The organism is Nostoc sp., assembly GCF_036917465.1.
Classification (GTDB): domain Bacteria; phylum Cyanobacteriota; class Cyanobacteriia; order Cyanobacteriales; family Nostocaceae; genus Nostoc.
The window spans coordinates 195,232-214,952 of sequence record NZ_JBALDL010000085.1; the positions used below are offsets into that span (position 1 = coordinate 195,232).

Genomic DNA, 19,721 nt, shown 5'->3' on the forward strand with positions numbered 1-19,721 from the left:
CATAAAGTTTGGCAAATATTGAGTTTGCATGATTTTTATGCATACGCATGAGTCAAATCAGTATCAGTGGTAAAAATAATTTAAGTGTCTTAAAAAAGACTATCGATAGGTAAGTTGTGAAAAACATTAACATTTATAAGATTAATCGGCGATCGCACACTCTTGATTTTCGAGCGGTGCGATATCTACGGCGAGCTACACCCATACGATAAAGCTATATTTATTATGGGCATTTATGTTTTTTATAATTACTTGAAAATATTTAAAATTTAATTATTTTTATTAGAAATCGGACTTTTATTTGATTTTTGAAAAAACTCAGGATAACTTCAAGAGTCTTTTCCTATTACCTCTTGTCTGCCTACGCAAATAAATTCAAAAATCAAAGCAGACTGCTATAGTAAAAAATGAATTATGATTAAGCTTTTTGCTATAGCTATAGGGGCAATACATAGTGCAATTATTTAATTTAAAATATCTTGACTAATTATTATAAAAAAGTTAGAATTCCCCGATAAAATTATAGTTATGATAATGGAAACACCATTTTTAACATCAGTAATTCAAAAAGTAGCAGAAGAAATAGGAGCAGTACTTTTAGTAGACCCAGAATGCCCCTTTATGGGACTAATTACCTTTAAAAATGGCAATAAAACTTTTTTTCGGACTACCAGATTTAGTATTAACTCTTTTGGTTCGACAGCAATAGCTAAAGACAAGAGTGTTTGTAGCTTTTTTTTGAATCATTTTGGCTACAAAGTTACTGAAGGAAAAACATTTTTTAGTGAAGAATTATGCGAAGAAATATCTAATATCAGGAATATAGATGCAGGATTCTCTTATGCTAAAGAGTTAGGATTTCCCGTAATTATCAAGCCGATTAATCTCAGTCAGGGCATATTTGTTACAAAAATCTATAATAAACAAGAATACTATCAAGTAGCTAAGAAAATATTCCAAAAAGTCTCAGGTTTTATTGTCGAGAGATTTTATAGTGGCAATGACTATAGAATTGTAGTACTTGATGATGAAGTTGTTTCGGCATATCAAAGAATTCCCCTATTGATAACGGGAAATGGTAAATCTAATGTTTTAGAACTTATGCAACAGAAGCAAGAAAGTTTTGTCAAAAATGGTAGAAAAGAAATTATAGATTTTGAAGATTATAGAATTAAAAAGAACTTGAGGAGACGAAAGCTAAATTTTAGTAGTGTTATACCTAAGAATAATATTGTCTATCTTTTAGATAATGCAAATTTATCGACTGGGGGCGAGGCGGTAGACTTTACAGAAACTATCCATCCTGATTTTAAAAAATTAGCAGTAAGTATTACAAAAAATATGGAACTGAGATTAGCAGGTGTGGACATTCTTACTAGTGATATAACATCATCAATCATAGATTATACAATCCTTGAAGTAAATGGCGCTCCTAGCTTAAGTCATTATGCATCATTTGGTGAAGTTCAGGCTAAGAGAGTAGAAAATTTATATCTCAAAATTCTCAAAATACTTGAAAACGAGAATAACTGTTAACAATTCAAAATTCAAAATGACGCTCTCTACGAGACGCTAAAAGCGAACGCTGCCGTACGCTTTACGCTGCGCTAACAAAATTAAAGACAATTTCAGACGGGGATTTAAACCCCGAATGAAACTGGGGCTACCTGTAGAGGTAGGGATCTTAAACTAGGCTGTTAACTTTGATGAGATTTACCCATTTTTTATTCATACAATTTTGGTGTCATCATCGGTGAACAAATTAAATGAGTAATGAGTAATAAGTAATGGGTATTTACTCATTACTCATTACTTAAAGAACGCGAAAAATAACTTTTTCCACTGGAAATTTTACTCCTCTTGGATTGGAAAGTATTGTGCATGAATTTTTAACCCCTGAAAAGGTGCAAAGTTAACAGCCTAGTCTTAAACCCTTTTATTTACCATAAAAATCAGAAGTAGAAGTTCCTTCTCTTCTGTACAAGACGCTCCGCGAACAAGTGATACAAGTGCTTACTGTCAAGCAAGAGCAAGACTAATATCTGCTAAATTTTTTATTAATATAGCAATCAGCATTATCTGAAACAGTTTTTAGCTTTGGTATTTTGTGCTTGAATTGAATAAAGAAAGCGAGCGTTGCTCATCAAGCGGTTCAATTTGCATTTGGTGTTTGTTCGGTTGGCAAAGAGCGAATCAACTCTCGAATAACATCCGTTGCCGGTCGTCCTGTCATTGAACAGTATTTTTCTAATCTTTCTGCTTCCCCTGATGCCAGATTAATTGTAAGTCGTTTAGTAGCCCATTTTTTATTCACTGATTTAATTAACTCTACTTGAAACTACTTCTCTAATATCAATCATTCAAACTGTTATCACAATGATAAAAATAATGATATTATCCTTAAGAAGCTGTAAAGGAAACAACACTAAGTTTGAAGCCGTGGTGAAGAGTTTAAATACGGTTTAAATTATGAAGTTTAAGTAATTTAGAAGCAACTATTATGAATAGAACATAAGCTAAAAGTTTTTCTGTAATTAAGCATTCAGTGGAAATACACAGTACAGTTCAGTTAAGCATCTCTTTCTTCTCTCTGCGTCGCGCCAGTTGCTACAAGTTGGGGAACCGCAAGGGCGCACTGGCTTCTCTGCGCCAACTCTTGGAGACGCTACGCGTTGGCGGAAGCCTCTCCAAGAGTTGGCGGTATCCTGCGGGAAGCCGCTTTGCGTCTACGTTCAAAAATTGACTTTGGAACCAGAGTTTTAGCCTTAACTGAACTGTATTGGTTTATATTGAGGTAGGTATTGAAAGAAACAGCCCCGTTTGCCAAAGTAGTTAATTTGAACAAAAAGTTGTTCTAGTTCGTTACTAGTTAATTTGAGTAAAAAGTTGTTCTAGTTCGTTTATGTTCTTTTGGACTAGAGACATTCAAGCAGCTTTTTAGAATGAAATAGCCCTGACTTGTAGTTTGACCCTGTATTAAATTCACCCCTTCTCCCGGATTGACTCACTCACTGATTTTGTTAATCTTGATTTTTGCACAAAATATAAAATTTCCAGTTCCCAAAATTATGACTTTGAGCCTGTGCATGATTGTAAAAAACGAAGCCACAACACTGCCTAAATGTCTGAACAGTGTAAGAATTGTGGTGGATGAAATGGTAGTCTTAGATACAGGCTCAATCGATCGCACTCCCAATATTGCCCAACAACTTGGTGCAAAAGTTCATCATTTTAAATGGTGTAATGACTTCAGTGCTGCCCGTAATGAGGCTCTCAAATATGTCACTGGTGACTGGATTTTGGTATTAGATGCTGATGAAACTCTGACTCCAGCAATTGTACCGCAGTTGCGAGAGGCGATCGCCAGAGAGGAATATCTACTCATCAACCTCGTCCGCCAGGAAGTTGGTGCTGAACAATCTCCCTATTCTCTAGTTTCGAGGCTATTCCGCAATCATCCAGATATTCGTTTTGACCGTCCTTACCATGCTTTAGTAGATGATAGCGTGTCAGCAATTTTGACCAAAGAACCTCATTGGCAAATAGGTTATTTACCAGGAGTGGCACTTGTACATACAGGATATCAAAAAAGTGCGATCGCTCAAAATAACAAATATGCCAAAGCAGCTACAGCAATGGAAGGATTTCTCGCTACCCATCCCGATGATCCCTATGTTTGCAGTAAATTAGGGGCATTGTATGTAGAAACTGAGAAAATTACCCAAGGTATGGAGTTGCTCAGACATGGAATCGGCGCGGCTGAAGACAACTATGATATTTTATATGAACTTCACTATCATTTAGGTATCGCCTACAGTCGCTTGCAAAAATTCCCACAGGCGATTTCTCACTATAAAACTGCTATCAAATTGCCTATTTACCCCATGCTCAAATTAGGAGCATACAACAACTTGGGTAACTTACTCAAAGCAGCCGGAGATTTCAACGGTGCGAAAACTGCTTACGCCACAACTTTGAAAATTGACCCGAATTTTGTTTTTGGTCATTATAATTTGGCGATGACATTTAAAGCTTTGGGTTTATTGACAGATGCGATCGCATATTATCAAAATGCGATCGCATTAAACCCTAACTATGCCGAAGCGTATCAAAATTTAGGAGTAGTGTTGCTGAAAGCTGGCAATCATCAAGATAGTTTAACAGCTTTTAAAAAAGCGATCGCCCTTCATGAAAGATATAATCCCGGAGAGGCGAAGAGATTACGCCAGGGGTTGCAGGAGATGGAGTTAATGTAAGGGAATTGGGAATTGGGAATTGGGAATTGACATTATTATCAATATTTAAGGGGTTCGGATGAGTCAAAGCATTGATGAACGGATACGTTAGTTGTGCTTTCAACAGTGCAATACAGCATTTACTGCTGCTATGAGGTACAGATACTGGGATGCTATTAGTAGTCTGTCAAGCTAGTAATGAAAAGTTTTTACTAAGCACTAAAGTGCTTAGTAAATCAAGGAGTCGAAGTCCTGACTACGAACTCAATACTTCTCGGTTAGCGCAATTAGTCGTTGGAGATCCCCCCAACCCCCCTTTAAAAGGGGGGCTTTTAACCCTCTTTTACCCCCTTTTTAAGGGGGTCGCCGTAGGCGAGGGGATCTGAATCTAGGACGACTCAACCCTTATCCAAGAAGTATTGACTACGAACTTTCTTACCCCAGATCAACAATAATTCGATAACGTCAAATTTCTAACATAAAACTTCAGATTTTAACATTAACTCCACCCTTTCTGAGTCGAAAAGGTGGAGTTAAAAAGTTGAAGAGTTGATAAATTCTCCTCACAAATGACAACTAACTAAATACGCGACTTGACAAATTTCTCTAATCTATCCATTCCCTTTTCAATAGTCGCCATATCTGTGGCGTAGGAAAGGCGAATATTGTCATCAGCGCCAAAAGCAATTCCGGGAATGACTGCAACTTGATGTTTTTCTAGCAAAGCGTCACAAAATTCTAGGGATTTTAGACCAGTTTTGCTGATATCAGGAAACAGATAAAACGCGCCATCTGGTTTTACGGTACTCAATCCGGGAATGGCGTTGAGTCTGTCTAACATTACCTGTCGGCGTTTGGCGAAGGCTTGGCGCATTTCTTCGACACAATCTTGGGAACTTTGTAGCGCTGCGATCGCACCATATTGAGCAAAGGTACACACGTTAGATGTACTATGCCCTTGGATGGTACTCGCGGCTTTAATAATTTCCACTGGCCCGGCTAAATAACCAAGTCTCCACCCAGTCATGGAATAAGCCTTCGCAAATCCATTACTAATCAAAGTCCGGTCAAAAATTTCCTTCCCTAGCGAACCCATGCTGATATGTTCTGCACCGTCGTAGAGAATCTTTTCGTAAATCTCATCAGAGACGACAAAGATATCTGCATCAACTATTACCTGGGCCAGTGCTTTGATTTCGGCTGGCGTGTAAACCATCCCTGTGGGGTTAGATGGGGAGTTGAGGATAAATAACTTCGTTTTCGGCGTGATTGCTTTACGGAGTTGTTCGGGAGTAATTTTATAACCCGTTGTGGCATCTGTGGCCACAATTATTGATACTCCACCGACTAAAGTCACCATTTCGGGATAACTTAGCCAGTAGGGTGCAGGGATAATGACCTCATCACCTGGATCGATTAGCGCCACTATTAAGTTATAGAGAGAATGCTTACCGCCATTGGTGACGATGACATTCTCTGACTTGTAATCAAGACCATTATCAATTTTAAGCTTATGGGCGATCGCTTCCCTTAACTTTGGTTCTCCGGCTGCTGCACCATACTTGGTTTTGCCTTCTTCCAAAGCTTTGACTGCTGCGGCTTTAATATGCGCCGGGGTATCAAAATCTGGTTCTCCAGCGCTAAAACTACAAACATCTATTCCTTCCGCCTTCAGTGCCTTAGCCTTGGCTGCGATCGCTAAGGTTAATGAAGGTGTTACCTGACTTACTCTTGCTGCCAGCTTCATTCTTACTATTTTTTGGCAAATCTTTCACTGATCTAAGGATATCCCAGAATCCTTACCAAGATTTGCTTTTTCTAAATTCGTTGGAGGTTGGAAACTGGGAATTACGAATAATTACTGATTCTTGACCCTTGACTCTTAACAATATACTTTACGTAGTGTTTTGATTTTAGAGAAAGCTAATTCTATGCAATTAAAAAAACTTTTCATCGCATCTTCTCTGTTATTTACTAGTCTTTTTATACCTAATGCTGCTATTGCTCAAAATCGCGGTACTCCAGGTAAATTTGATTTTTATGTATTGACACTTTCTTGGTCGCCGGATTTTTGTGCAGCAAACGCTAGCCGCGATCAACAGCAGTGCGGTTCTGGAAAGAAACTTGGTTTTGTACTACATGGTTTGTGGCCACAATACCAAACTGGTTATCCTGCTAATTGTTCCACGCAAAAATTACCATCGGAAGTGAAGCAACAGTTTCCGAACTTGTTTCCCAGTGATAAGCTTCGCGATCATGAATGGGAAAAACATGGGACTTGTTCGGGGAAAACTCCTGCGGAATACTTTGCATTCAGTAAAAAATTAAAAGATGCGATCGCTATTCCCGCAGCTTATAATCGTCCTAATAAACCCGTGCGTACCACAATTACAAATTTTAAAAATTCATTTGTGAGTGCGAATAATCAAATTACTGCTGATGGCATAGCACCTTTTTGTTCTGGTTCAGGAAGATTTTTGCAAGAAGTCTTCTTTTGTTATTCTAAAAATGGTGAACCTGGTATTTGTAGCGCCGAGATTTTGAAGCGATCGCAAAAAAGTTGTGGTCAACCAGATTTTTTAGTGAGAAACGTTAGATAAAAATGGGGGATTAGGTGACAGGTGATAGGGAATAATCTGTACCCTGTAACCTGTACCCTATTCCCTTCTTCACTCCCTAATCCTTAAGAGGATGTCTGAAAAGTTTTTTGTATACACCTAACCCTTAGAGATCCCCCTAAATCCCCCTTTTTAAGGGGGACTTTAAGACTCTTATTCCCCCCTTTTTAAGGGGGGTTAGGGGGGATCAACCAATATTTGATACTTCTCAGACATCCTCTAAGCTATCGTCACATCTGGCGATAGATAAACGTCCTGAATGGTATGAAATAGCTTCACGCCTTCGTCAAAGGGACGTTGGAAAGTCTTGCGCCCAGAAATTAATCCTGAACCACCAGCACGTTTGTTGATCACGGCGGTGCGAACTGCTTCGGCGAAGTCATTTTTACCAGTTGCGCCACCAGAATTAATCAACCCCACACGCCCAGAGTAACAATTTAGTACTTGATAACGAGTTAAATCAATTGGGTGATCGGTTGTCAGTTCTGTGTAAACACGCTCATCGGTTTTGCCGTAACTCTTACCAGTAGCTTTGGCAACTGCACCGTAACCATTGTTATTTTCAGGTAACTTTTGTTTAATGATGTCGGCTTCAATGGTTACACCCAAATGATTCGCCTGTCCGGTGAGGTCAGCCGCCAGGTGGTAATCTTTATCTTGTTTAAAAGCGTTGTTCCGCAGATAGCACCAGAGAATTGTTACCAAACCCAATTCATGGGCGCGTTTAAAAGCTTTGCTAATTTCTTGGATTTGTCTGGTAGACTGCTCCGAACCAAAGTAAATTGTCGCACCTACCGCCGCCGCCCCCAAATTCCAAGCTTGTTCCACATCAGCAAACAATATCTGGTCAAATTGATTGGGAAAAGTCAGCAATTCATTGTGATTGATTTTGGTAATAAAGGGAATTTTGTGGGCATATTTGCGCGAAACTATACCTAATGTCCCCAAAGTGGTAGCAACAGCATTGCAACCTGCGGCGATCGCTAGCTTGACAATATTTTCTGGATCGAAGTAAATCGGATTGGGCGCAAAAGACGCACCCGCAGAGTGTTCAATCCCTTGGTCTACTGGTAAAATCGATAGATAACCTGTGTTTGCCAGACGACCAGTAGAATAAAGTAACTGGAGATTACGCAATACTTGAGGATTGCGATCGCTGTTGATCCAGATTCGATCTACAAAGTCTGGCCCAGGCAAATGTAGTAAATCCTGAGAAACCTTTGCTTTGTAGGTAAGCAGGTCTTCAGCCTCTTTACCTAGCAATGACTCAATAGAATTAGGCTCTTTGAGCGTTGTAGTCATAGCGTTTTCCTCAAAAATTGAGCAAATGACCTTGCCTTTAACATAGCATTTTCACTACTCGTAACCTGGTTAAGCTTGCATTAACTAGATATATATTACTTTTGACATAAAAGCCTTAAATCATCCTTTAAAAATCGCTAAAATCAGTAATAGGACTTACGCAAAACTACACCAGGGTTCTACTCTGGGTGCATTTTATCGTCGCTTACGTTCTCGCTTGAACGCACCCAAAGCCATCACTGCTACTGCACACAAACTCGCTCGTTTGTTCTACCAAATCTAGACAGTCTACTTGATTTGTAGAACTGGCTGCACGTGTAAACCCTCTGTCTCATCAACCGTAGGAGTGGCAATAAGCGATTCGTCTCCTGTTAGACCTGATGTAATTTCTACTTCAGTACCATAATCTCGCCCAACTGCAACTTTTTGATAATGTACTGTTTGGTCTTTAGTTACAGTTGCTACCTGAGTACCTCCGGCGTTCACAACTAAGGCACTATCTGGCACAACAAAGGGAGTATTAATGCGGTCAATGGCAAATTTGACAGTGGCATACATCCCAGGTCGCAGCATAGCGTCAAAGTTTTGTACTTCTAATTGTGTCAGCAAAGTGCGAGTATTTGGATCTATTGCATTGCTAGTACGCACTACTTTACCCTTAAACACTCGTTGTGGTAACTCTGTGACTTTAATTTGTGCTGTTTGAGCAGTCTTAAGTGACTGTGATAAACTCTGTGGAATATTCACATTCACGTTTAGCTTGTCATAAGCAGCAATAGTATAAAGGCTGCTATTGCTAGTGTTAGTGTTGCTGGTACTGGTGTTGCCATTACCTGCTGAAATTAAAACACCTGTATTGACGTTACGTGCAGTAATCACTCCCGCAAAAGGAGCAGTGACTTTCTTATAAGACTGCAATACGGTATTACGCTGGAAGTTTGCTTGACTTGCGTAGGCGCTTGCTTGCGCTGCTTTGACGTTGGCAGAGTTAGAATTAATAGTGTTTTGTGCTGCCTCAACGTTGGCAAGATTAGCTTGATATGTGGCATATTTTGTATCTGCATCTTGTTGAGCTACTGCACCTTGCTTAACAAGAACGCTCCAACGCTCCCAACTCTGACGCGCTATCAAGAGATTAGCGCGGGCTTGCTTCAAATCAGAAACACCTTTGGCTAGACTAGCACGACTTTGAAGCACATTGGCTTGTGCTTGCACTAACTCGGCCTTCGCTTGCAAAACTTGCTGATCGGTGTCTGGGGAATCAATCTCTGCTAACAACTGACCAGCTCGGACGCGATCGCCAATGTCTGCGTACCACCGCCGCAAATAGCCTGTACTGCGAGCGTAAATGGTAGTTTGGTTAAGGGCTACAACGCTACCAGGTAGTTCCAAATTGGTAGTAGCAGCACCGCGATGGGGAGCAATTACCTTAACTGAGGGAATGGTGCTTGCTTCCTTAACTGCTGCTTGTAATTCCGATCTTTGGCTTAACCGAGGCAGAATACCTATAAGCAGTAGGCTACCAAAAAACACAATTCCAAGTGCAGCCCAACCAATTCCACTGATGCCACGTCTTTGTTTTTTGGAAGTAGTTTCTTGTTGAGAATCAGGAGATGGAGGATGCTGAAAATCCATAGGTAAGCTGTCCTATATTATCTAGTTTGCAGAAATTTAGCAGAGTCGTTACGATCATTGGCTTTGACAATTTTGAACCTTTAATTGCTTATGACTTGCCTGGAGATGATGATAAGGAGTATGCAGTGTGTGGATCTGAGAAATTTAAATCGTCATCATCCTCATCAATCGGACGAGGTGGTTGCCGCCGCATAATGCTGTATACAACAGGTACAAATATTAGAGTAGCGACTGTTGCAGCTGACAAGCCACCAATTACAGCGCGACCCAAGGGTGCATTCTGTTCGCCACCTTCACCAAGACCGAGAGACATTGGCACCATCCCGATGAGCATGGCTAACGCAGTCATCAACACAGGACGCAACCTTGTATAGCCGGCCGCTAGGGATGCACCATAAGCATTTTGCCCTTCAAAACGTTGCTCATTAGCAAAGGTAATCATTAGAATACTGTTTGATGTCGCTACACCTATACTCATAATTGCACCCATTAACGAAGGGACGCTAAGTGTGGTGCGGGTGACAAATAGCATCCAAACAATACCTGCTAAGGCACTTGGCAGGGCCATCATAATAATCAAGGGATCGAGCCAAGATTGGAAGTTCACCACCATTAAGCAGTAAACCAGCACAATTGCAAACACAAGTCCTAAACCAAGTCCCAGAAACGAAGAGTTCATCGTTTGCACTTGCCCGCGAACGTTAATCTGGCTACCGGGAGGCAATTTTTTCTGATAATCAGCGATGATGCGATTCACATCACTGGCAACTCCCCCAAGGTCACGACCAGAAGAGTTAGCGTAGATATCGAAAACTGGCTGAATGTTATAGTGATTGACAACTTGCATCACTGTGCCGCGTTTGACACTAGCCAAATTACCTAAAAGTTGAGGTGCAGTTTGACCATTGCCAACTGGCGTATTTTTCAGGCTATCAATAGAGTCAATTTTATACTGTGGAATTTGTACAGCAAGGGTATAACTTACACCTTTTTTGGGATCGAGCCATTGGTTGATTGCGGCTTGACCGCTTGAACTTAAGGAAGTGAGGACGCTATTGGCAACATCACGCTGGGTCATACCCAGTTGTTGAGCCTCGGTGCGATCGACATCAAGACGTAACTTTGGAGCATCGACAACTTGCTGGAGATGTACGTCTACAGCGCCAGGAATGCGCTTCATCCGTGCTGCGATTTGTTGGGCAATTTCAAAGTTGCCCTTTGAGTTTTTCAGAGGCCCAGATATTTGCACGTCAACAGCAGCAGGCAAACCGAAATTGAGAATTTGAGTAACAATATCAGCCGGTTCAAAAAAGAAAGTGTAGTTGGGAAATGTCGCTTTTAATTTCTGGCGGAGTTCCTTGATGTAAGAAAAAGTTGAACCAGATTCTTTTAGAGACACAAGAATATCAGCATCAGCCTGCCCAATTGTGGCACCGTTGTAGCCATAAGTAAGGTTAATGCCACTGCTGGGTAAGCCGATGTTATCTAAAATCAGAGAGAGATTTTCCTTCGGTACAGTCTGGCGAATAACGCCTTCGACTTGGCTGACAATTTTTTCTGTCTCTTCCAAACGAGTCCCAGGTAAAGCTCGAACATGGAGGCTAAACTGACCACCATCGACTTCAGGGAAAAAGTCTTGACCGACGAATGGCAACAAAACTCCTGCACTGACGATAAAAGCACCAAACAGTACAAAGACTATGCGGCGGTGATTCAATGCTGAGGTTAGGACATTATAGTACCAACTGCGAAATTTTTCAAATTGTCGGTTAAATTTTTCGTGTAGCCGCCATATCCAATCTTTTTTAACAGATTTGGCAGTTTTCGTTTTTGCCTCTTCTGTTTGGTGATGGTTGTCGCTACCATTATTGTTTTGGGCTGGCGAATCTAGATGATGGTTATTGTTACCATTATTGTTTTGGACTGGCGAATCTAAATGATGGTTGTTGTTACTATTATGATCCTCGCTTTCTCTATGCCAGTCTGCTTCGGATGGTAAGAGATAGCTTGCCATTGTCGGCACTACAGTCCGAGATAGCACATAAGAAGCAAGCATACCAAATACTACCGCCATCGCTAGCGGAACAAATAGGTACTTTGCCACTCCACTGAGAAACACGACCGGCACAAAGACAATACAAATACATAATGTTGCTACAAGTGCTGGAGTTGCGATTTGCTGCGCTCCATCCAAGATTGCTCGCTTAATTGGTTTCCCTTGTCCGAGATTTCGGTGGATATTTTCAATTTCTACGGTGGCATCATCTACAAGAATACCAACAGCTAAGGACAAACCACCCAAAGTCATGATGTTGAAAGTTTGTCCCAAACGACTCATCACAATAATCGAAACTAGCATCGAAAGCGGAATCGATAGGGCTACAATTAAAGTGCTGCGCCAACTTCCCAGGAAAATTAAAATCATCAGCGCAGTCAGACACCCAGCAATCAATCCTTCTTTGAGAACGCCTTGAACCGAAGCTTTCACAAATACAGATTGATCGAACAAAAACGCTAAGTTCAGTTCTGGGGGCAAGGTGGCTTGGATGCGAGGTAAAGCTTTTTTTACCCGCTCAATCACATCAATAGTCGAGGCATTACCACTCTTCAGGATACTAAGTAAGCTCGATCGTCTCCCATTCTGACGTACAATGTTTGATTGCACACCAAAGCCATCTCTTACCTGGGCGACATTACGAATGTAGATAACAGTACCATTAACTTGTTTAATTGGTAAGTCATTGAGGGCTGTTACCACATCTGGACTATTGTTGATTTGTACGGCGAAGTCGCGAGCGCCTATCTTCATATCGCCTGCGGGTAAGACTAGATTTTGGGCGCTGACAGCATTAGTCACGTCTTGGGCAGAAATGCCATTAGCCAACATCGCTTGGGGATCGATATCAACCATAATTTGCCGAGGTTTTCCACCATAGGGCAGAGGTACACTCGCCCCTTGCACTGTTGCTAATTGGGTGCGGACGAAGTTGGTAGCATAATCGAAGAGGGCTTCTTCCGGCAAGGTTTTGCTACTGACACTCATCTGGATAATCGGCACTGAAGAAGCGTTGTATTGAATGATGAATGGCGGTGTGATCCCAGGTGGCAAAGGGCGGAGAATGGTTTGGCTGACAGAGGTAATTTGAGCGACTGCTGAGGCTATATTAGCGTTGGGTTGAAAGAAAACCTTGACGACACTAACACCACTCAAAGATTGAGACTCAATGTGTTCGATGTCACCAACGGTTGTTGTCATGGCACGTTCGCTAATTGTCACAATTCGCTGTGCCATTTCCTCGGATGTCGTACCAGTGTAAGTCCAAACTATGCTGACAACCGGAATGTTAATTGTTGGAAAAATGTCAACTGGTGTACTAAGTATAGTCACTATACCCAGGATCACAATCATCAAAGCTGCGATCGCGAATGTATACGGAAGACGTAGAGCAATTTTGACGATCCACATAGATAATTACGCTTGTTTCAAAAGGTTTTTGTGTTAAAGCTGTTTTACCGAAGTTGGCGTTTGAACTAATTGAAGTTGTTCTATTTGGAGTTGCTGAATTAGCCACTCAATCTCCGATTGGATAACTTCAAGTACACGCTTTTGTAATTTTACTTGGTATAAATTATCAGTAACTTCAAGTGATTTTTTCTCTGTAAGACGTAACTGACATGAGATCAATCGATGTTCAATTAACTGCACTCGTTCTTCGGGTAATAAATGACCAAAGAAAAAAAATTTGATTAAGAATCGCGATCGCGCATTCACCCAACTTTCGTGAGGATATGCCAGCATCTCTTGATACCAAATGGTTTTACCGAGGGATGTAATCTCATATATCTTTCTACACAGTCCAGTTTCTTGTACCTGTTCTGCACATAGCATCACTTCACCTTGTTCTTCCATGCGCTTCAGAAGAGGATAAATTGCGCCATAGTTAACACAAATACTGCAACTCATAAACATCTCTAATTGCTGTTTGAGCCGATAACCATTTAATGGCTCTCGTTGTAATAGACCTAATACTGCTAGCTTTAGCATTTTAATATATCAGTTTGATATGTTAATCAACAATATCAAATTGAATCTTTTTAGCCAAGTACTTAAGAAGATTTTCGATAAGCAGTAAATTATACTAAGTACTTCTTATCCAAACTTGTTAATTATCCATTTTTCTCTGGTTGTATGAAACCACCTTGCTGCTTGTAGGGAAGGGGGGTTAGGTTTCTGAGACTTAGATGTTAGCAATAATACTTTTTAAACATCCTCTTAGGTTAATCACTTATAATTTGTGCTAGAACCCCGCCAAAGCTACGCAACGTAAGGTAATAAAAATGCTAAAAAACAAAAATGTACTGGTAGCAGCTATTATCTGCTTGTGTTTGAGTAATGGGGATGCTGCCTTTGGTAAAGATATTGGTGTTGTTTTATCAAAAATTCCAGACTCAAATCGAGCAGTACTTCCTAGCAACAAAAATGCAGTTACTTACTTTGAGCAAGGAAGCAATCTCTACAAACAAGGAGATTTCAAAGGAGCAGAGACGGCTTTTCGGAAAGCGATTGAACTAGAACCCAAATTTGTGCAAGCTTATATTGCTTTGGCAAATACTCTCGACGATCAAGGCAAACCCCAAGAAGCGATCGCACAATACAATAAAGCCATCAGTCTCGATCCTCAAGACTCTGGAGCCTACTTTAATTTGGGTTTGACTTTAGCAAGACAGAATCAGTTAGAATCTGCGATCGCCCAATATAAAAAAGCCCTCAGCCTAGAACCCAACTATGCAGACGCTCACTATAACTTAGGAAATGCTCTCTACACTCAAGGTAAGTTAACCGAAGCGATCGCTGAATACACAGCAGCTATTCGCCTCAAACCCAGTTATGCCCCAACTTACACACGTTTAGGAAATGCTCTGTACGCTCAAGGTGAGCTACAACAAGCAGTTACTCAGTACAAAAAATCCATTAGCTTTGATCCCAAGTATGCAGACGCTCACTATTACTTAGGAAATGCTTTGTACGCTCAAGGTAAGCCAGTAGAAGCGATCGCCAACTATACCGAAGCGATTCGCCTCGATCCAAAAAATTCAGCAGGTTATAATGCCTTGGGAAATACCCTCTACGCGCAAGGCAAACTAGAAGAAGCGATCGCTCAATATAAAAGAGCCATCAGCCTTGAACCCAACTATGCAGACGCTCACTATAATTTAGCAAGTGCTTTTTACGCTCAAGGCAAGCTAGCAGAAGCGATCGCCGACTATACCGAAGCGATTCGCCTCGATCCAAAACACGCACAAGCTTACACGGGTTTAGCAAATGCGATGGACGATCAAGGTAAACCCCAAGAAGCGATCGCACATTACAAAAAAGCCATTAGTCTTGTACCTAACGATGCCTTCACTTACTATAATTTGGGAATAACTTTAGGAAGAGAACAACAGCTAGAAGAAGCGATCGTTAATCTCAAAAAAGCCAGAGAGTTATTCCAATCTGAAGAAAACAAGGAAATGGTTGAGCAAGTCGATCAGCTAATCCAAAAAATTAATATCCGAACGAATTGAATTCTGGGCATTGGGAATTGGGCATTGGGCATTGGGCATTGGGCATTGGGCATGGGGAATTGGGAAGAAATAACAAATGACAAATGACTAATATTGAAGAAAGGGGCAAAGTCTACCTTGTGGGTGCTGGGACTGGAGATGTGGCATATCTGACGGTAAAAGCTTATAATCTCTTGGCTGCTGCTCAGGTTTTAGTCTACGATGCTCTGGTAGATGCTCAATTATTGCAGTGTGTACCACCTGATTGCTTGAAGTTGGATGTTGGGAAACGCGGTGGTAAACCTAGTACAACTCAAGCTGAAATTAATAAGTTATTGGTAAAGCATTGCCAGCAAAGGAAACAAGTTGTACGACTTAAATCAGGCGATCCGTTGATTTTTGGGCGTTGTACTTCTGAAATCGAAGCGTTGAAAGCATCCGGTTGTGATTTTGAACTAGTACCAGGAATTTCTTCAGCCCTGGCAGCACCGTTGTTAGCAGGAATTCCCCTCACAGATCCGGTGTTGAGCCGTTGTTTTGCAGTGCTTACTGCTCATGAACCAGAGGTTTTAGACTGGGAGGCACTCTCAAAATTAGAGACACTGGTAATTTTGATGGGAGGGCAAAATCTCCCAGAGATTGTACATCAACTGGTGCGACACGGGCGATCGCACTTAACACCCATTGCAATCATCCGTTGGGCGGGAACTCCTCGTCAACAAATTTGGATAGCGCAACTAGGCAATATTTTGGAACAAACCACCGGATTATCTCTTTCCCCGGCGGTAATTGTTGTTGGCGAAGTTGTTGGGTTAAATAAGTACTTACAACCTGAGAAAATAGATTATCAGGATTCGACTCTAGCCCAAACTCCAATGTTAAACAACTTCTCCACCTCTTACCAACCCCTCACTGGCAATACAATCTTAGTGACACGTTCAGTTGGGCAGTCGAGTATATTTAGCGATCGCCTCATTACATTAGGTGCTACAGTCATCGAAATGCCCACCTTAGAAATCGGCCCGCCCTCCAGTTGGGAAGCTTTGGATAATGCGATCGCTAATTTATCTGATTTTGACTGGTTAATTCTCACTTCTACTAATGGCATAGATTACTTTTTTGAAAGATTAATCGCCCAAGGTAAAGATAGCCGCGCTTTAGCAGGTGTCAAAATTGCCGTTGTTGGCGAGAAAACAGCCAATAGTCTCAAACAATATTCTCTCCAACCAGATTTTATTCCCCCTAACTTTATTGCCGATTCTTTAATAGAACATTTTCCAGAGAAACTCGATGGAAAAAAGATTTTATTCCCCAGAGTTGAAAGCGGCGGCAGAGAAGTTTTAGTTAATGAATTAACCCTCAAAGGAGCAAAAGTAATCGAAGTTGCCGCATATCAATCTTGTTGCCCTAGTGGTATTCCACCTGCGGCTGAATTAGCTCTCCAAAACCGCAAGATAGATGTAATTACCTTTGCCAGTTCTAAAACTGGACAATTTTTCTATCAACTCACTGACAAAATATTTTCCCACAACTCTGATACCAATCAATTCTTAGAGGGTATTTGTATTGCCTCTATCGGCCCTCAAACCTCTAAAACCTGTCAGGCTTTATTCGGACGTGTAGATGTAGAAGCCCAAGAATATACTTTAGATGGTTTAACCCAAGCACTAATAACATGGGCAACCAATTCTTAGATGAAGGAGATGAGGGAGATGAGGGAGATGAGGGAGAGAACCAATGCCCAATGCCCAATGCCCAATGCCCAATGCCCAATGCCCAATGACAAATGACAAAACGTATAATCGGCTTAACCGGAGGTATTGCCACAGGCAAAACCACTGTTACAAATTATTTAGCTGGCGCTTATAAAGTACCGATTTTGGATGCAGATATTTATGCTAGAGAGGCAGTATCTTTAGGTTCGCCTATTCTTGGTGCGATCGCCGGGCGTTACGGCGAACAAATTTTATTACCAGATGGCAGTCTCAACCGCCAAAGGCTAGGGGAAATTATCTTTAATCGTCAAGATGAACGCAACTGGATAGATAATTTGATTCATCCTGATGTGCGCGATCGCTTTCTCAGAGCAATTACCCAATCTTCCTTACAAACACTGGTGTTAGTAGTGCCTCTATTATTTGAAGCGGGAATGACTGATTTGGTTACAGAAATCTGGGTAATGCGTTGTTCCCAAGAGCAACAAATACAAAGATTGATACAACGAAACCATTTAACTAGAGAACAGGCACAAGCCAGGATCAACAGTCAATTACCTATCGAAGAAAAAGTGGCTCATGCAGATGTAGTTTTAGATAACTCTTCCACCCTAGAAGTACTACTTAAGCAGGTAGATGTAGCTTTAAAAAGCATAAGTAATGACTAGATACGATTTATCTTAAAAAATATACATTTATGACATTCTCAATACATAATATCTTTATCAATTTAAGATTATCTAGTTAAGTAAAAAATCTCATATCTGACTCAATCGTATCCAATAATTCGGTGATTTTACAGTTGAATCTGCGGTTGATGGTACTGTAAATTTGAGTGGTTATTGTGCAAAAGATATTATGGAGTAAAATTAAACATTAATAACTAAAAATTAAGAATTAAGAAAAATTGATTATAAATTATTGAGCTTCTTTTAAAATTATTTTATTAAGTAGTTTAAAAAAGAACTACTTATAATTTGTTTTTTGCTACTTTTGCGTGCAGGAATTTAATTAGATATTGGGTGATAAATTGCCTTTACTAGCTGTCAATGTGGTTGATTCCTAACTAGATTGTCCACCTGTTCGATTCTGGATTGGTGACTAAAAGGGATTCAGATTCACCTAGAGTTCAGAACTCTTCGTTATAGATTTCTTCTTTGAGAGAACTCACTTATGTCTTTGATCGGGACAGGTATGAACTTAAGTTTTAGTTTTTTAAGCAAGTTCGCTCTAGTTGGCTTTCCAACAAGCGGATTAAAGCAGAAGAATAAAATACACGATTATAGCCAACTAGTTTATGGAAGCGACTATGTATTTGAGCGCATCAATGAAGGGATGATAGGGTATATGACTGGAGTAGGGAAAGGCATTAAACCCTGCGATCGCATTATTTTACGAGAAGGTTGTGAATCTTATCAATATCAAGTTGAAGAAGTTGATTATTATTCAGATCCGTCTGATATGTGGATAGCTTTGCTTAAGCAAGTACCTATTGATACCATTTCTGCTTGAAGATGTGCTTATAATCGTGATGCAAAACTACAGACTGTAGTGGCAATTCATGTAGACGTATTCGCGGAGCATCTCGTAGAGAAGCGGTTTAGCGCAGGATATTGCCCCTACATAAATAAGGTGCAGCTTCACAAAGAATTGATATAAATAGATACTAAAATTACTCAGTGATTTCAATTCCATCTGTAAATATTTTCCTTATCTTACTGAAGAATAAGAGAAGGTGGGTATCTATTTTAAATCGAGCAAAAAATGAGCTATTAAAGTATTCCTTTCATAAGATAACAAGTAAAGATGCAAAAGATTTGGGTTATCTTTATCAAGATGCATTACTGAACCATCAACTGTTTGGTCAGAGTCTAAGCTCGACTTTATCCATGTTTACTTTATTTACGATGCTTACAGAAAGCGAATAAAAGCATCTTTGCATAGGCTTAAACCTTTGTTTATCAAGATATTAGACTTTTTCAATTTCTTCAGAATTAGTCACAATAAAAAAGTTTTGTGCCTCAAACTAGAACTTTTACCCAATACAGTGGGCTAGTTTCCTTAATTGGATGAAGTAGAACTAAGCTGTCGAAGAAACTCAATATTCAAATCTAGCTTTTCTCCTAACCATAGAGAATAAACTGCGTGGTCTGTGACAGCATCGCCTGTCTCAGGATGGACGAGAATATCCAATCCCTCACGATTGAGCATTAGCCAAGGAACGACTTTATCAAACTGATTCGGTAGGAAAGCAACTTGATACATCCCTTTTGGGTGTGGCCCGATGGGCTTGTCAAACCAGCGTCCGAGTTGCACGTCAAACCTAGCGCCTAATCCTTCACGTACACGCGCAGCTACATTCCGACTTGCAGTATCGAAGTAAACATGAGCATGAAAACCAGCGATCTTGATACTATCTTCTTTCATAGATCCACTTTGCGCTCTCAACTCTAAATTCTGGGTAGCGGACTTTTTCTTTTTCACTGAAAAAGCGATGTCTACGACGGGGTACGTCTACGCTCAATTTTAGCTCAATATCGTATTTAAAATTTGGCTAGCTGCCGTTTGTAATTACCTGGAATAGGGGCGCACAGCTAGTTGTGCGTCCCTATATGATTTATGTAATCTTAGTAGCCTGTCAAGTTTAAATTGATGGGTAAGCAAGTTAG

Annotated in this window: 14 protein-coding genes; 7 read left to right on the top strand and 7 right to left on the bottom strand. The window is 40.5% G+C overall.

The features are described 5' to 3' along the window. Window positions 1-534: 534 nt before the first annotated feature. Window positions 535-1,536 (top strand): cyanophycin synthetase, encoded by a 1,002-nt coding sequence (locus V7K38_RS20470; protein ID WP_334860231.1) that lies wholly within the window; start codon window positions 535-537, stop codon window positions 1,534-1,536. A gap of 616 nt (window positions 1,537-2,152) precedes the next feature. Here V7K38_RS20470 and V7K38_RS20475 read toward each other — a convergent pair. Continuing rightward, on the bottom strand, window positions 2,153-2,323 hold the full coding sequence (locus tag V7K38_RS20475) for a CopG family transcriptional regulator (protein WP_334860371.1): 171 nt from the start codon (window positions 2,321-2,323) through the stop codon (window positions 2,153-2,155). A 745-nt stretch (window positions 2,324-3,068) separates the two neighbouring features. Here V7K38_RS20475 and V7K38_RS20480 point away from each other — a divergent pair. Continuing rightward, a complete protein-coding gene (locus tag V7K38_RS20480; RefSeq protein WP_334860233.1) occupies window positions 3,069-4,256 on the top strand; it encodes a tetratricopeptide repeat protein in 1,188 nt (395 codons plus the stop codon). A gap of 559 nt (window positions 4,257-4,815) precedes the next feature. Here the strand turns inward: V7K38_RS20480 and V7K38_RS20485 are convergent. Further along, window positions 4,816-5,982 (bottom strand): pyridoxal phosphate-dependent aminotransferase, encoded by a 1,167-nt coding sequence (locus V7K38_RS20485; RefSeq protein ID WP_334860234.1) that lies wholly within the window; start codon window positions 5,980-5,982, stop codon window positions 4,816-4,818. 184 nt (window positions 5,983-6,166) lie between these two features. On the opposite strand from V7K38_RS20485, the gene V7K38_RS20490 reads away from it, so the two are divergent. Then, complete coding sequence (locus tag V7K38_RS20490; protein ID WP_334860235.1) at window positions 6,167-6,835, top strand: ribonuclease T2 family protein; 669 nt, start codon at window positions 6,167-6,169, stop codon at window positions 6,833-6,835. 237 nt (window positions 6,836-7,072) lie between these two features. Here the strand turns inward: V7K38_RS20490 and V7K38_RS20495 are convergent, their stop codons facing one another. The 4 genes from V7K38_RS20495 to V7K38_RS20510 all read right to left on the bottom strand — a co-directional run bounded on the left by V7K38_RS20495 (window position 7,073) and on the right by V7K38_RS20510 (window position 13,835). Then, window positions 7,073-8,155 (bottom strand): class I fructose-bisphosphate aldolase, encoded by a 1,083-nt coding sequence (locus tag V7K38_RS20495; protein ID WP_334860236.1) that lies wholly within the window; start codon window positions 8,153-8,155, stop codon window positions 7,073-7,075. Window positions 8,156-8,443: 288 nt separating this feature from the next. Further along, window positions 8,444-9,790: an efflux RND transporter periplasmic adaptor subunit gene (locus V7K38_RS20500; protein WP_334860237.1), complete on the bottom strand. Its 1,347-nt coding sequence runs from the start codon at window positions 9,788-9,790 to the stop codon at window positions 8,444-8,446. Window positions 9,791-9,878: 88 nt separating this feature from the next. Next, the gene (locus tag V7K38_RS20505; RefSeq protein WP_334860238.1) at window positions 9,879-13,256 is read right to left on the bottom strand and encodes an efflux RND transporter permease subunit; all 3,378 of its coding nucleotides are present in this window, start codon (window positions 13,254-13,256) and stop codon (window positions 9,879-9,881) included. A gap of 33 nt (window positions 13,257-13,289) precedes the next feature. Next, window positions 13,290-13,835 (bottom strand): PadR family transcriptional regulator, encoded by a 546-nt coding sequence (locus V7K38_RS20510; RefSeq protein WP_334860239.1) that lies wholly within the window; start codon window positions 13,833-13,835, stop codon window positions 13,290-13,292. A 293-nt stretch (window positions 13,836-14,128) separates the two neighbouring features. Here V7K38_RS20510 and V7K38_RS20515 point away from each other — a divergent pair, with 293 nt between their 5' ends. From V7K38_RS20515 to V7K38_RS20530, 4 genes are all read left to right on the top strand, one after another. Then, window positions 14,129-15,358, top strand: coding sequence for a tetratricopeptide repeat protein (locus tag V7K38_RS20515; protein WP_334860240.1), 1,230 nt, complete (start codon window positions 14,129-14,131; stop codon window positions 15,356-15,358). Between the two features lie 83 nt (window positions 15,359-15,441). Next, window positions 15,442-17,031: a uroporphyrinogen-III C-methyltransferase gene (gene cobA, locus V7K38_RS20520; protein WP_334860241.1), complete on the top strand. Its 1,590-nt coding sequence runs from the start codon at window positions 15,442-15,444 to the stop codon at window positions 17,029-17,031. Between the two features lie 92 nt (window positions 17,032-17,123). After that, window positions 17,124-17,720 (top strand): dephospho-CoA kinase, encoded by a 597-nt coding sequence (coaE, locus tag V7K38_RS20525; protein WP_334860242.1) that lies wholly within the window; start codon window positions 17,124-17,126, stop codon window positions 17,718-17,720. A 505-nt stretch (window positions 17,721-18,225) separates the two neighbouring features. Continuing rightward, window positions 18,226-18,564 carry a hypothetical protein gene (locus V7K38_RS20530; RefSeq protein ID WP_334860243.1) on the top strand — a complete coding sequence of 113 codons (339 nt, stop codon included), beginning with the start codon at window positions 18,226-18,228 and terminating at the stop codon, window positions 18,562-18,564. Between the two features lie 549 nt (window positions 18,565-19,113). Here the strand turns inward: V7K38_RS20530 and V7K38_RS20535 are convergent. Then, window positions 19,114-19,479, bottom strand: a complete 366-nt coding sequence (locus tag V7K38_RS20535; protein ID WP_334860244.1) for a DOPA 4,5-dioxygenase family protein — start codon at window positions 19,477-19,479, stop codon at window positions 19,114-19,116. Window positions 19,480-19,721 lie beyond the last annotated feature (242 nt).